General features: G+C 64.1%; 16 protein-coding genes and 1 tRNA gene. 5 read left to right on the top strand and 12 right to left on the bottom strand.

Annotated features, from left to right (window positions below; genetic code table 11):
- Positions 1 to 91: 91 nt before the first annotated feature.
- The 4 genes from acpM to aceE all read right to left on the bottom strand — a co-directional run bounded on the left by acpM (position 92) and on the right by aceE (position 5792).
- Positions 92 to 397, bottom strand: a complete 306-nt coding sequence (gene acpM, locus D5S18_RS30235; RefSeq protein WP_120044489.1) for a meromycolate extension acyl carrier protein AcpM — start codon at positions 395 to 397, stop codon at positions 92 to 94.
- 117 nt (positions 398 to 514) lie between these two features.
- Positions 515 to 1429, bottom strand: coding sequence for an ACP S-malonyltransferase (locus tag D5S18_RS30230; RefSeq protein ID WP_120044488.1), 915 nt, complete (start codon positions 1427 to 1429; stop codon positions 515 to 517).
- A 128-nt stretch (positions 1430 to 1557) separates the two neighbouring features.
- Entirely contained in the window at positions 1558 to 2892 is a 1335-nt protein-coding gene (locus D5S18_RS30225; RefSeq protein WP_239004083.1) for a PucR family transcriptional regulator, read from the bottom strand.
- 11 nt (positions 2893 to 2903) lie between these two features.
- The gene (gene aceE / locus D5S18_RS30220; protein WP_120044486.1) at positions 2904 to 5792 is read right to left on the bottom strand and encodes a pyruvate dehydrogenase (acetyl-transferring), homodimeric type; all 2889 of its coding nucleotides are present in this window, start codon (positions 5790 to 5792) and stop codon (positions 2904 to 2906) included.
- A gap of 224 nt (positions 5793 to 6016) precedes the next feature.
- Between aceE and D5S18_RS30215 the strand changes: the two genes are divergently transcribed.
- From D5S18_RS30215 to D5S18_RS30200, 4 genes are all read left to right on the top strand, one after another.
- Positions 6017 to 6568, top strand: coding sequence for an Rv2240c family protein (locus D5S18_RS30215; RefSeq protein ID WP_239004082.1), 552 nt, complete (start codon positions 6017 to 6019; stop codon positions 6566 to 6568).
- A gap of 144 nt (positions 6569 to 6712) precedes the next feature.
- Positions 6713 to 7135 carry a DUF3052 domain-containing protein gene (locus D5S18_RS30210; RefSeq protein WP_120044549.1) on the top strand — a complete coding sequence of 141 codons (423 nt, stop codon included), beginning with the start codon at positions 6713 to 6715 and terminating at the stop codon, positions 7133 to 7135.
- 70 nt (positions 7136 to 7205) lie between these two features.
- Positions 7206 to 7670 carry a peroxiredoxin gene (locus D5S18_RS30205; protein ID WP_120044548.1) on the top strand — a complete coding sequence of 155 codons (465 nt, stop codon included), beginning with the start codon at positions 7206 to 7208 and terminating at the stop codon, positions 7668 to 7670.
- 32 nt (positions 7671 to 7702) lie between these two features.
- Positions 7703 to 7774, top strand: a tRNA-Val gene (locus D5S18_RS30200).
- A gap of 277 nt (positions 7775 to 8051) precedes the next feature.
- On the opposite strand, the gene D5S18_RS30195 is transcribed toward D5S18_RS30200, so the two are convergent.
- The 7 genes from D5S18_RS30195 to D5S18_RS34635 all read right to left on the bottom strand — a co-directional run bounded on the left by D5S18_RS30195 (position 8052) and on the right by D5S18_RS34635 (position 12373).
- A complete protein-coding gene (locus D5S18_RS30195) occupies positions 8052 to 8492 on the bottom strand; it encodes a hypothetical protein (protein ID WP_120044485.1) in 441 nt (146 codons plus the stop codon).
- 298 nt (positions 8493 to 8790) lie between these two features.
- Positions 8791 to 9231, bottom strand: coding sequence for a hypothetical protein (locus D5S18_RS30185; RefSeq protein ID WP_120044483.1), 441 nt, complete (start codon positions 9229 to 9231; stop codon positions 8791 to 8793).
- 16 nt (positions 9232 to 9247) lie between these two features.
- Complete coding sequence (locus D5S18_RS34640; RefSeq protein WP_147404306.1) at positions 9248 to 9694, bottom strand: hypothetical protein; 447 nt, start codon at positions 9692 to 9694, stop codon at positions 9248 to 9250.
- A gap of 357 nt (positions 9695 to 10051) precedes the next feature.
- Positions 10052 to 10339, bottom strand: coding sequence for an integrase core domain-containing protein (locus D5S18_RS36490; protein WP_120044482.1), 288 nt, complete (start codon positions 10337 to 10339; stop codon positions 10052 to 10054).
- Complete coding sequence (locus tag D5S18_RS36485) at positions 10309 to 10599, bottom strand: DDE-type integrase/transposase/recombinase (RefSeq protein ID WP_369410438.1); 291 nt, start codon at positions 10597 to 10599, stop codon at positions 10309 to 10311. The genes D5S18_RS36490 and D5S18_RS36485 overlap by 31 nt, the downstream gene beginning before the upstream one ends.
- A gap of 180 nt (positions 10600 to 10779) precedes the next feature.
- Positions 10780 to 12000: a PDDEXK family nuclease gene (locus D5S18_RS30170; protein ID WP_158608031.1), complete on the bottom strand. Its 1221-nt coding sequence runs from the start codon at positions 11998 to 12000 to the stop codon at positions 10780 to 10782.
- A 193-nt stretch (positions 12001 to 12193) separates the two neighbouring features.
- Entirely contained in the window at positions 12194 to 12373 is a 180-nt protein-coding gene (locus D5S18_RS34635; RefSeq protein ID WP_147404302.1) for a hypothetical protein, read from the bottom strand.
- A 40-nt stretch (positions 12374 to 12413) separates the two neighbouring features.
- Here D5S18_RS34635 and D5S18_RS30160 point away from each other — a divergent pair, with 40 nt between their 5' ends.
- Entirely contained in the window at positions 12414 to 12758 is a 345-nt protein-coding gene (locus D5S18_RS30160; protein ID WP_147404300.1) for a hypothetical protein, read from the top strand.
- 419 nt (positions 12759 to 13177) lie between these two features.
- Here D5S18_RS30160 and D5S18_RS30155 read toward each other — a convergent pair whose 3' ends face one another.
- Complete coding sequence (locus tag D5S18_RS30155; protein WP_120044477.1) at positions 13178 to 13531, bottom strand: hypothetical protein; 354 nt, start codon at positions 13529 to 13531, stop codon at positions 13178 to 13180.
- Positions 13532 to 13651: the final 120 nt, after the last annotated feature.

Here is a 13651-nt window from a genome sequence, read left to right as displayed (position 1 = left end):
ACCCGCGATCGACGTGGTCGCCGCCAGGCTAGAGACGACGACGTTGGGGAAGTTCCCGTTCAAGGTGGAAGGAGTGGTCACAGGTTCGGCCCTACTCGGCTTCGTTCGAGAACTTGGCCTTGAGCTCCGCGGCGGCGTCCGCGTTCTCGGCCTCGAGCTTCTGGATGTAGGCCACCGCGTCGCCGACCGTCTTCAGACTGGCCAGATCCTCGTCGGGGATCTTCACGCCGTACTTGTCCTCGGTCTGCACCGCGATTTCGACCATGGACAGCGAGTCGATGTCCAGGTCATCGACGAAGGACTTCTCGATGGTCACCTCGGAGGGCTCGATGCCGGTCACCTCTTCGATGATCTTGCCGAGCTCCTCGACGATCTGTTCCTGGGTCAGAGCGGCCACTTGGTGGCTCCCTTCTTGATACTGTGTAGGGCTTTACATTTTTTGTCGGACCGAAGCGAACGTTGGTTACGTTCGTTCCGTCACGGCCATGCGCGTGTCGCATGGCCGAGGAGAAAGCTAGCCGGAGGTTCCGAGCGCGGCCAACGCGGGGAGGTCTTCCGGGGTTTTCAGGGCCAGCGTCGGCGTGCCCTTCAGCTCCCGTTTGGCGATACCGACCAGGGTTCCGGCGGGCGGAAGTTCCGCGACTCCGGAAACCCCTGCGGCACGCAGGGTTTCGGTGCACAGGTCCCAGCGCACGGGCCGGGTGACCTGAGCGGCCAATTTCTCGATGGCATCCTTGCCGGAGGCCACCGCCTTGCCGTCGAAGTTCGACAGCAGGGTGCGGGACGGATCGCTCGGCACGATCTCGGTGATGGCCTGAGCCACAGCATCCTGAGCCGGGGCCATGAACACTGTGTGGAAAGCCCCCGCGACGGGCAGGGCACGAACACGCGCCTTCTCGGGCGGGTTCGCGGCCAATTCCGCCAGGGCGGCCAGTGTGCCCGCGGCCACGATCTGGCCCACCGCGTTGCGGTTGGCCGGAACGAGACCCAACTCGTCGAGACGGGCCAGCACGATGGCCTCGTCACCGCCGAGCACCGCGGACATGCCGGTGGGTTCCAGCGCGCACGCCTTCGCCATCTCCGCCCCGCGAATCGCGGCCAGGGTCACCGCGTCGTCGGCCGAGATGACCCCGGCGACCGCGGCGGCGGCGAATTCGCCGACCGAATGGCCCGCGACGATGGTGTCCTCGGGCAGCGCATCCCGCCCGATTTCGGCGAAGGCGAGCAGCGCGGCGGCCACCACCAGCGGCTGGGTGACCGCGGTGTCGACTATCTCCTCGGCCGTCGCGGTGGTGCCGAGCCGAACCAGGTCGAGGCCGGCCGCTTTCGACCAGAGCGCGAGGCGGTCGGCGGCGCCGGCGACCTCGAGCCACGGCGTGAGCATGCCGGGAGTCTGAGAGCCCTGTCCAGGGGCGAACAACGCGATCACGTCTCTAAGAAAACACTGTGAGGCGGACCGCATGAGATGTCGACGCGAATGAAGCTTTCGGACCGCTTTTGTGAGAACCCCACAAAAGTCCACGTGGGTTGTCCCGATCGACCCAATTGGGCGATCCGTTACAGGCCCTCATGTCCCATTGGGACAAATGATGCGTCTGGGGCTGGAGTTGACGATTCGTTGCGGGTTCGTGTCAGCCGACCCACGGTGGCGGCAATCCGGAGCACGTACGCATCCCGCGGATTCATCGGATCACGACCCGTGATCTCACCGATCCGTTTGAGACGGTAGCGAACCGTATTTGGATGGACGTACAGCTGACGGGCGCAAGTCTCGACCGCGCCACCGCAGTCGAGATACGCGTCGAGGGTGTCGGAAAGCGCCGAACCCGCCGCCGCCAACGGAAGCACAAGGTACTCGTTCAACGCATCGATCGCCGCGCGATCCCCCAACAAGGCGCGTTCGGGCAATAGCTCGGTGGCATGCACCGGACGCGGCGCACCGCGCCAACCCACCACCGCCTCCATCCCGGCCAGCGCCTCCACCGCCGAGGCGTGCGCCGCACCCAGCGTGCGCGTGGTCGGACCGATCACCACCGGCCCGTCGGAGAACACCTCGGCCAGCAGATCGGCCAGGAACGGTTGAATATAGGAGGCGTCGCCCAGATGGCCGCTGACCACCATCACCAGCCGCGTCCCCTGCACCACCGCCAAAGCCGCCCGACCGTGCCGGGCCGCGATGGTGTGCACCGCGCTCACCGCCGAGACGCCCTCCTCCCGCGGCGGGGTGCCCACCAGCACCGTCGCGGGCGCGGTGGCATCCCAGTTCAGCGTCGCGGCCCGCGAGAGCATGTCCGGGCCGGTGTCACCGCGCACCACCGCGTCCACCACCAGCGCCTCGAGCCTGGTATCCCACGCACCCCTGGACTCGGCGGCACTGGCATACACCGAAGCCGCCGCGAAACCCAGCTCGCGACCGTAGCGCAGCACCGCCTCGGTCAGCGCCACCAGTTGGCGGTCGTTGCGGGCCAGCGCGGGCAGCCACTGCTCGAAGAACTCCATGGCCACCCGCACCATGTCCACGGTCTGGCGCAGCGTCAACCGGCGCGCCAGATCCTGCGGAATGACCTGGAAGGCATCCAGGCTGAACCGGATATCGCTATCCGGGTCCTGCAGCCACTCCAGGAAGTTCACCACCGCGGTCTGCACCAGCATCTGCACGCCCGCACGCTGCGCGGCATCCAGATCGGCGAAGAACGGCAGCCGACTCTGCATCGAACCGACCGCCTCGGTGGAGAGGCGGCCCGAGAACTGCTTCACCCGTTTGAGCAGCGTGTCCGGGAGCGGGTCGCGAGTTTGCCGGTTCGGGGAGAGCGCGCCGGTCGGCAGATACACCTCGTGCTCGGAGGAGCCTTCGGAGATCCGACGCGGCCGCGGCGGTTTACGGTCCACCATCCAATATTCCGCTATGCCAGGTCTTCGTCAGAACCCACGGCCGCTTTCGGCGCCGCATCCACATCGTGGATGCGGTACCGGGCGGCCGCCTCGACCAACGTCGACTGCTCGATCCGACCCGCGCGGGCCAGACCGGCGAGCACCGCCACGGCGATCGATTGCGCGTCGACATTGAATACGCGGCGCGCCGCCGGACGGGTGTCGGAGAAACCGAAACCGTCCGTGCCGAGGGTGGTGTAATCGCCGGGAACCCACTTGGCGATCTGATCCGGCACCGCGCGCATCCAGTCCGATGCCGCGACAAACGGCCCCTCCGCCTGCGACAACGCCTGCGTCACATAGGGCACGCCCGCCGGGACACCCGGATCGCGGAGTGCGGCGATCTCCTTGGCCAGCGCCTCCTTGCGCAGCTCACCCCAAGAGGTGACCGACCAGACATCGGCCTGCACACCCCACTCCTCGGCAAGCAACGCCTGAGCGCGCAAACCGTCGGGGACCGTCACACCCGCCACCAGGATCTGCGCGCGCAACGCACCCGCAGCACCGCGCCTGAGCAGGTAGATCCCCTTCAGCAGACCCGCGATATCCAGATCGTCCGGCTCGGCGGGCTGCACATACGGCTCGTTGTAAAGGGTGATGTAGTAGAAGATGTCCTCGCCGCCGAATTCACCCGGCTCACCGTGCGGATGTGTACCGGGCAGCGTATTCGTCCCCGAGGGTGCGCCGCCGCCGTACATGCGGCGCAGACCGTCGCGCACGATATGGGCGATCTCGTAGGCGTAGGCCGGGTCGTAGCTGACCACCGCCGGATTCGTGGAGGCGAGCAGCAGCGAATGACCGTCATTGTGCTGCAGGCCCTCACCCGTCAGCGTGGTTCGCCCAGCGGTCGCTCCCAGCACGAAACCGCGCGCCAACTGATCGGCCGCCGCCCACAGTCCGTCGCCGGTGCGCTGGAAACCGAACATCGAATAGAAGATGTAGAGCGGGATCATCGGCTCGCCGTGGGTGGCGTAGGAGGTGCCCGCCGCGGTGAACGACGCCGTCGAACCGGCCTCGTTGATGCCTTCGTGCAGGATCTGGCCGACGGTGCTCTCCTTGTAGGCAAGCATCAACTCCGCGTCGACCGACGTGTACAACTGCCCGTTGCGGTTGTAGATCTTCAACGAAGGGAACCAGGAGTCCATACCGAAGGTGCGGGCCTCGTCCGGGATGATCGGGACGATCCGCTTGCCGATCTCCTTGTCCCGCAGCAGCTCCTTCATCAACCGCACCAGCGCCATGGTGGTCGCGACATTCTGCTTGCCCGAACCCTTGCGCACCGATCGGTACGCCTCGTCGCCGGGTAGTTGCAGCGGCTTCGCCGGGACCCGACGCTGCGGCATGAAACCGCCCAGCGACTGCCGTCGATCCAGCATGTACTGGATCTCCTTGGCCGCCATACCGGGGTGGTAGTAGGGCGGCATGTACGGATCGCGCTCGAGTTCGGCATCGGTGATCGGAATGCGCTGCAGATCGCGGAAGTCTTTGAGATCCTGCAGCGTCAACTTCTTCATCTGGTGGGTGGCGTTGCGGCCCTCGAAATGCTTGCCGAGGGTGTAGCCCTTGATGGTCTTGGCCAGGATCACCGTCGGCTGACCCTTGTGCGCCATCGCCGCCGCGTACGCCGCGTACACCTTGCGGTAGTCGTGGCCGCCGCGCTTGAGATTCCAGATATCGCGATCGGACATGTTCTGCACCAGCGCCTTGGTGCGCGGATCGCGACCGAAGAAATGCTCGCGCACATACGCGCCGTCATTGGCCTTGTAGGTCTGGTAGTCGCCGTCGGGGGTGGTGTTCATCAGATTCACCAGCGCCCCATCGCGATCCGCGCCGAGCAGCGCATCCCACTCGCGACCCCAGATCACCTTGATGACATTCCAGCCTGCGCCACGGAAGAACGACTCCAACTCCTGGATGATCTTGCCGTTGCCGCGCACCGGGCCATCGAGCCGCTGCAGGTTGCAGTTGACGACGAAGGTCAGATTGTCCAACCCCTCCATCGCCGCCACCTGCGCCAAACCGCGCGACTCCGGCTCATCCATCTCGCCGTCGCCGAGGAAGGCCCACACATGCTGCTCGGAGGTGTCCTTGATCCCGCGATCGTGCAGGTAGTGATTGAAACGCGCCTGATAGATGGCATTCATCGGGCCCAGACCCATGGACACCGTGGGGAACTCCCAGAAGTCCGGCATCAACCTCGGATGCGGATACGACGGCAGACCCCGACCCGGACCGCCATGGCTGTACTCCTGGCGGAAACCGTCGAGCCTGTCCTCGCTCAGGCGACCCTCGAGGAACGCGCGCGCGTAAATACCCGGCGAGGCATGACCCTGGATGTAGATCGAATCGCCGCCACCCGGATGATCCTTGCCCCGGAAGAAATGATTGAACCCGACCTCGTACAGCGCCGCCGAGGACGCGTAGGTCGAAATGTGGCCGCCCACACCGATACCCGGACGCTGCGCGCGATGCACCATGATCGCCGCGTTCCAGCGGATCCAGGCGCGGTAGCGCCGCTCCACCTCCTCGTCGCCGGGAAACCACGGCTCGTTCTCGGTGGGAATCGTATTGACGTAATCGGTGGAGGTCAGGGCCGGAATGGCGACCCGCCGCTCCCCTGCCCGCTCCAACAGTCGCAGCATGAGGTAGCGCGCCCGACCGGGACCCTCTCGATCGAGCATCTCGTCGAAGGATTCCAGCCACTCGCTGGTCTCCTCCGGATCGATATCCGGTAGGTACGAAGCCACTCCCTCGCGGATCACCCGCACCCGACCCGCGGGGTGCGATCCGTTCGGATCCGCGGCAGCGGCGTTGGACGCGGCGGGTGTCGCCGAAGCGGAAGAGTGGATCAGGTCGGTCAAATCTGCTCCTCGTACAAGGGGTTCGGACAGGCTGATGGCGTCTTGTCCCCGGACGATCCGCGTGGTCGGCGCATCGACCGGCACCGAAAGGTTCGGGCGCACCCTCCATCCTTGCCGATGATGTGGCGCAGGTCATCAAGAGCCCCCGGAAATCCAGTACGGTGGCGCACGCAACCGTGAGTCTCACCATCGAAAAGCACTATGGCACCGGGAGGGACGAGAACATGCTGGACCCACGCGGGTTCGGATTGGTGTGCACGGCCGGGGCGATCATCGTGGGGCTGATCGTCGCGGGATGTTCCAGTGGCGTCGCGGGCAGCGCCGCCTCGAATCCGGCGGATCTGCTCGCCTACCGCCGCGACGCCTCCGCCACCTCACAGGCGGTCACCTCGTCGAAGAAGAGGGCGGCGCAAGCCAAGGCCATCGACGAGAACTGTAGCCAATTCCCCACCACCAGCGGCGTCGGCGTCGCCAAATACAACGAATTCGTCGACGCCCACGACGCCAACGCCGCCGACTACCTCCCCAAACGCGACCTAGCCGCCGCCACCCTCACCGAGGCCGCCACGAAAGTGGAAAGCGGGGTCGACGCGGCAGGCGACCGGCTACCCACCGACCTGACCGCCAAACTCCGCGAATACGTCGCCGCCGCCCGCGACCTTGCCGCCGAAACCCGGAGGATGACCTACACCGCGTCGGTGGATCCGCTCAACATCGCCAGCAGACGGGTCAACGACGCGCGCAATGCCGTACGCGAGACCTGTCCGGCCCGCTAACCCCTCCCACCAGGGATTACCGGCCTCCCGGCGCGCCGGGGCCGCGCGACATTCGGACAGAATTCGCCCGATCGGCTTGCGTTGCGGCGCTTAACCATGTTCGCTTGCAACTATCTATTGTCGGGAATTGAGGAGGACACCACCGTGGTCGCCGCGGCGGACGCGCAGAACTTCGCTCAGAAGCTTGGCATTACACACGGCATGGTTGTCCAGGAGCTGGGCTGGGACGAGGACACCGACGACGAAATCCGCGCCGATATCGAGGATGCCAGCGGCGGCGAGATGGTCGACGAGGAAACCGACGAGGTGGTCGACGCCGCGCTGCTGTGGTGGCGCGAAGGCGATGGCGATCTCGCCGACGAATTGATGGGCATCGTCGGCCCACTCGCCGACGACGGATTCGTCTGGGTTCTCACCCCCAAAACCGGTAATCCTGGCTATGTCGACCAGAGCGAGATCGCCGAAGCCGCCGAAACGGCGGGGCTGACCTCGACATCGGCCATCACGCTCGGCCACTGGAGCGGAAGCAGGCTGGTGCAGCCCAAGACACCGTCCAAACAGCGCTGAGCAATTCGCTATGGTGTCGCCGGGCGGTCAACGCCGCCCGGCGTCCACCCGACACGATGGAGGATTCGCGATGCCGCTCGAGGTTGGCACGCTCGCGCCGGATTTCACGCTGAAGGATCAGAACAACCAGGAAGTCACACTGTCGGACTTCCGCGGCAAAAAGAACGTGCTGCTCGTGTTCTATCCGCTCGCGTTCACCGGCATCTGCCAGGGCGAACTGTGCAAAGTCCGCGACGAACTACCCAAGTTCCACAACGACAATGCCGAAATCCTCGCCATCTCCGTCGGCCCGCCCCCCACCCACAAGATCTGGGCCGCCGAACAGGGCTACCTGTTCCCCCTGCTGTCCGACTTCTGGCCCCACGGCGCGGTCGCCCAAACCTACGGCGTCTTCAACGACAAATCCGGCTTCGCCAACCGCGGCACCTTCGTCGTAGACCGCGACGGAATCATCCGCTTCGCCGAAATGAACGGCCCCGGAGAGCCCCGTGACCAGGCGGCTTGGGAGAAAGCGCTCGCCGCGCTAGATTCATAGACCGTCACCGCCGCCCAAACGGCGCGGTGTCCGGGCGTATAGCTCAGCGGTAGAGCTCTGGTCTTACACACCAGCGGTCGGGGGTTCGAAACCCTCTGCGCCCACCCGTTCCACTCGTTGGTGCGCCTTGTTCGCGGAAAGCGCTCACCTTTCTCGTTCCACTCGAATTTGCGGGGGCGAAGCCCTGGGTGCAACCCCCACGCCCCACCCGGCGGGCTGCGCCCCCAGACCCCCACACCTGTGCGCCTCCCCAAAGCCGCTACACCCCCGGACACCCACGGGAGCTCCCGAGGCCACTTCGCCCCAGGGTCCCACACTGGCCTCTGCCGCGCCTGAGGCGCGACTCGACACTCGATCTCCGACTAGCTCACCACCCCGAAGCTATTCCACCCTCGGCCCCCACCACCGCCCGCCTTCCTGCAACCACTTCGTCCACGGACCCCACACCGGCCCGCGACCCCAGGGCCACTCCATCCCGGACTCCATACCCGCGTGCCTTCCCAAAGCCCTTGCACAGCACGCTGGTTCCGATAGCGAATTCTTCGGATGTGCCAGCCGACCCGCGTCCAGCCGGGCACTCCGACTCTTGACCTCGATCAGCTTCATCCGGACCTTCGCCTTCGGCATCGAGCCGTCGGCCAGCAGATCGACGAGCCGACTCTCCTTCTGGTTCAACTCCTTCGACCGCCGGTTGAGATTCGCGTGCATCTCTTTCGTGGCCAACCTCTCTTCGGCGAGCAGTTCTCGCGCCTCCGCTACGAAATCCTCCGCCAGACAGAGAGTGTGGTAACGCTCGACGACCACCTCTTCCACCGCTTCCATCGGCAGCGCCAGGAGATCACACAGGCCCTCCTGGCGGCGACACTGAGGACAGAACCCCCTTCAGATAGCGATCGTGAATCCGGTCCCGATTACCGTTCGCGCTCCGCGCTCGAAGTACGTCCTGGACGCGCTCGAACACTGCGGCTCGATCAACGGCTCGTGGCGACCCGCGTGGATCTCCCCCTTCCAGACCACGTAGCCGATGTAGTACGAGTCGCGCAGCATCCTGTGCAAGGTGTTGGCCGACACCGGGCGTCCCACGGGCCATCGGCCGCAGGCGATGCGGCCCCCGAAGACATCAAGCCGAACTCTTCAGGTCCCAACTCGGGAACCTTCGTGTTGCACGCCTCTCTGGCCGAGTGTGGTCACCAGACATCCAACTGCCACCTTCCCCCCAAGCATTGACGAGCACTCCGACCCAACGTCCATCCTCATCAATCAGGCAGTGCTCCTCCGCGTCACCGCGACAAATCGCCTCGACAAGCCTCAACGCGGGCACCAGTTGACTGGTGTCCTCGGCGATGTAGTCGGTGACAATGTCGAAACACCATCCGGTCTCTATTCGGGCGGCCTCGTCATCGAATCGGCTGACCGCGATCCTGCCCGACTTGTCGCCGGGCGGAATCGAACGAGCCGTGAGCAGCACCAAGGACTCATGAAGGAAGGTGTCGGCGTCGTACTCCACCGCCAGATCGCACAATGCCACAACGAATTCATCCCAGCCACCCTGTTCGCTCATGTTCGGTCGCTCCTTGTCAGCCGCAGGGGTTGGTGACGATGCCCGAGTACTGCCAGGCCATTGATCCGGACGGGCGTCCGCCGTACACGCCGCTACCGCTCGCAGCCGTTCGGTACTCGCCTGTGCCGCACCCAAAATTGGACTGGCCAGTATATTTCTGGTTCGCCTTGGGTGAAGCATATGAAGTCTTATCGGGACCGGAAACAACCACCCAGTTGCCGCCCTGCTTCCGCTCGATTTGCACGATGATCTCAAGCGAGTCGATATCGGCCGTGCACGAGATTCGCCCCTTGCCCACGATCCATCCAGGCGACCCTTTCGAATGGTGTGGGTTGTCGGCCGTGATATGGCATGCCGCGTTCCCGTCCCCGGATGCGGCTTCTGCATTGGCCGGCGCCAGAACTGGTGCCACCAACCCCAGGACAGCGATGGCGGCTTGGACAACGGTCTTGCTCGCGTTCATAGAACCCCCTCCAAATCGTTTGCATAGAACAGTCTTTCGAATCCCCTCAACTACTTAGATGGGTCGAGGCCACATCCGGTTCCGGGTGACCCTCCCCAGATTTGCATGATGTGAGTCACTTTCGATGCGATGGTGGTTTCTAGTCAATCCCGCGCCGTCCAACTCGTCCCGGGTCTCGACGTACTCGCAGATTCACCCACCGACCCGTCACACGGGTCATGCTCGGTCCACGTAGTGGACCGCCCCGGCTTTGGATGAGACCGAACTACCGATTCCACTGCCTCATACTGCCGTCGGCTGCTGACCGCGACCTTCCCAGAAGACCCGCTCGAACTCCGCCGATGGACGATAACCACATCACGAATGCGACCGCTGATTGTTGTACCACGAAACCCATTCCGCTGTCTCCCGATTCACCTCGCTCACATCCGACCACACGTACTTGTCGATCAATTCCTTCTTGAACAGCGAATTCACCGATTCAGGGAGAGAGTTGCCATACGAATCGCCGGTACTGCCAACCGATTGCGCGATACCCGCCTCAGCCAGACGCTCGCCGTATCGCAACGCCGTATATTGAACGCCACGATCTCCATGATGAATCAGCGCCGCACTCAACCGATCCCGCCGATTCCACAACACCATCTCCAACGCATCCAGCGCCAATTCCGTTTCAACGAATCCGACACCCGCCGGCCCACGATCGAGCGGGAGAACACATCGGTCACGAACGCCACGTAACAGAACCCGCGCCCGGCCAGCTCCACATACGTGATATCCGCCACCCACAACCGGTTTGGCACCGGAGCACGAAAGTCCCTGTCCACCAAGTCCTTCGGCCTTCGATCCGCCCGAACCAACTCTTCGACCGCAACCGATCCGAGCCGGCGCTCCAAGCGCTGCATAGCCCACCGCTTCGACTTCGCCCGCGACACCCGCTTCCGCCGCGGCGAGACCGTTGATGCGCCCGCCGCTTTCATCTTGACGCACACTGCTTCGAGTTCCCGCAGGTCAACCCGGTTCGAATACCGTCCCGCCAGGTCCACAGATTCCCATCAGATCCCTGAAGTATCTGCATAGGATGCTCACCCGCGATGTGGCTGGTACAACAGACGCACGACTCGATTGCCGCGCACCATCGCGATCGACGACAGCAGCGTGGTCTTGGCTTCCCGCAGGCTCCATGTAGGCACCTCGCCGCCCAGCATCCAGTCCGCGAGGATGGTCGGGAGCGTGAAGCTGAGCCGGAAGCCGGCTTCACCATCGACGGGCTCGATCTCCCAATCCCGGCTTAGCGGCCGGTTATCACGGCGGTCACGGGGATAGTTGAGATTCACCCGGATGTCGGTATTGCGTGAGTTGTCGACGTACTCCGTGAACGCTGCAGGGTTGTCGACCAGCAGTACGAGAACGAATGGCGCCGGCGGGAATCCGAGGACGAAGTCATCCAACGCGACTTCACCCAGTCCAGTCACGATTGCTGTCAGCTGGCCGGTCGGCAGTTTGCGCGGCGGCGACACGTCCTCTTCGTACACGTAGTACTCGTCGCCTGGTTCGTCGCGCAGTTGTGCCACGTTCAGCCCAGCTTGTTCCCTGTCGTAGGCGACGGCCAGGCCGAAGGCGGGCGCTGGGAAGGCCGATTCTCCGGCGTGCCCGCGCATCTGGCGGACGTGGGCGGCAAGGTCGGGGAAATCCTCGTCGTCGACATTGGCCGGCCAAGTGCCCAGGGCATGGCGGAGTGCGTGCCGAACCTGATTCAACGGGAGCGAAGCGAGGCCAACCTGCGCGGCGAGGTCGACGATCCGAGTGGCGATATCATCCGCAGCGGCCAAGAGCGCATCGAAACCCGGATTAGACAGGTCGATCAACGAGATCTGTTGCGCCAAAGCATATTCCTGCGCTGGCTTGGTAAAGCCGCTGGCAGAGAACAGGGCGTACTGATACTGATAGCGCTTCATTGGGATGTGATACGCCCCTGGAGTCTGCGTGCCGTAGTACTCGTTGACATCACGGATGGTTCCATAGGCATTCCGCGCAAACTCGATGCCCGTTCGGTCACTGCGATGCTTCGCTTCGACAAATAGGCGCAGTGGCAGCGAGAACGGTAGAGGCCGATCCAATTCGCCGAGCACGTCGACTTGGTGGTCCGTGCCGCGCCCGCGGACCAGCAGGCCCCTTCCGCTATCTTTCAGCGCTTCCCGGTCCTGGTCTGCCGCGACAAGCAGCCGATAACCGTTGTCCTGCAAGAGCCTCGCAAGGAGTTCCTCGAGCACGTACCCCCGCACCGTCTCTACCTTGATCGCCAAATTGTCCCCTCGATCAGAATTCCGGCTGTCCTGCATGTGTCACTGCTTCAGTCACTGTACTGAGTACGCCAGAGTATTGCCGACGGAAGTTGCTCTGCAACAGTCTATTCAAGGTTGTATTGACTCAAGGCTGCCGAGTCCCTGACCGACGCGACAAGCGGAATTTTTCAAGCCATATGAGACCAGTCGGTGTTTATGCGGCTGTGGGTGCGGTCTCCTCGCTGGTGGCGGGTGCCTGGGCCGGTCGGTTGATCCAGACGGTGTCGGGTAGGTCGAGGATCTTCGGTGCTGCGGTGGTGGTGAATCGCTGTGGGTGGCGTTCGCGGGCCGCAGCCGGCGCGTCGCGACGGTCGGCGGCTTTGGCTGCGGCCAAACTGAAGTGAACGTCGCGTGGACTTCCCCCGATCGCGTTGTTGACCGGCCCGGAATACCTGACCGCGCACGCCCGTTGGCTCGGCGACCACCCGGTGACCGGTTCCGCGGGCGCGGTCCTGACCATGCCGTCCAAGGAATCGATGTACGTGTACCCGATCGACGGAGCCGAAGTGGTACGGGCGCTCACCGTGCTCGCCCACATCGCGGCCGCGCACCTCGACGACCCCTGGGCCATCAACCCCCACATCTACTGGTGGCGCGCCGGCCGACTCGACTTGGCCGCCACCACCCACCGCGAGGGCCACACCCTCGTCAGCCAACTCACCCCCGCCTTCCACCACAACACCACCACCTTCGACGACACCGGCCCCGCGACCGAATAGAACACCCGGAACCCGCACCGGCCGTGCAGAATCCGACCACCAGGACACCAGCGACCCCCGTTTCGCGGGCCTTATCGGCGGGCTGATCCCTGCACACGGGAAACGGACACTTGCTGACCTGCACGATCATCGACGCACCGGGCAAATTTCAGTCAGTTTCAATCAGCAAGCTGCCACACGAACATACCGGGCCGAACAGACTCGAATACCGAGCAGTCCCAATCATCGAGGACCGTGAATTGCCGAAAGATTGCCCATGATTGAAATAGTCGTAGGTTCGGCGTGTCGCCCCGCCGAACCCATCCACGGTTCCTACAAGCTCCTGCGCCGTCGCCGCGCTGGCCGCATCGGCGTACCCCTCTTGTTCAGAGCACGATTGATACTGCTCGCAGCGAAACCGGTCAACCTGCTACACGCAGTCAGCGAATAACCCGCGAGATGGAGCCGCTCAGCACGAACGACGTCGGCCTCGGCGAGGGACTGATACCGGCGCGGAACACCCCGCACTCCAGAACAGCGCTCTTGGCCACACCGTGCCGTTTGGCAAGCTCTCCAGTCGACGCTCCGTCCCGATGTGCCTGAACCAACCCCCGGATGCCACACTTCACCCCTTGGACCCCGCAGCAGTCACTGATTCCGACTGCGAGTTCTTCGGAGGTGGTGACCAGCCTGGCAGGTTGGCTCTTGACTCCGAGCAGCTTAATCCGCACCTTCGCCTTCCGCATCGAACCGTCGGCTGCCAGATCGACGAGCCGCCCTTCGTTCTGGTCCAACTGTTCAAGCTGTCGGTTGAGTTCGCATACAATGCGTTGGTCACAATCTTCTCATCAGCCACCGCCTCGCTGGGTGCACCTCAGTTTCAACTAGGGAATCGTTTGGTGGACAAAGTGTGC

The sequence above is a fragment of the Nocardia panacis genome, assembly GCF_003598715.1.
In the GTDB taxonomy this organism is placed as follows: domain Bacteria; phylum Actinomycetota; class Actinomycetes; order Mycobacteriales; family Mycobacteriaceae; genus Nocardia; species Nocardia panacis.
The sequence above is the reverse complement of the archived record's forward strand: the minus strand, read 5'-3'. Positions and strand labels throughout refer to the sequence as shown.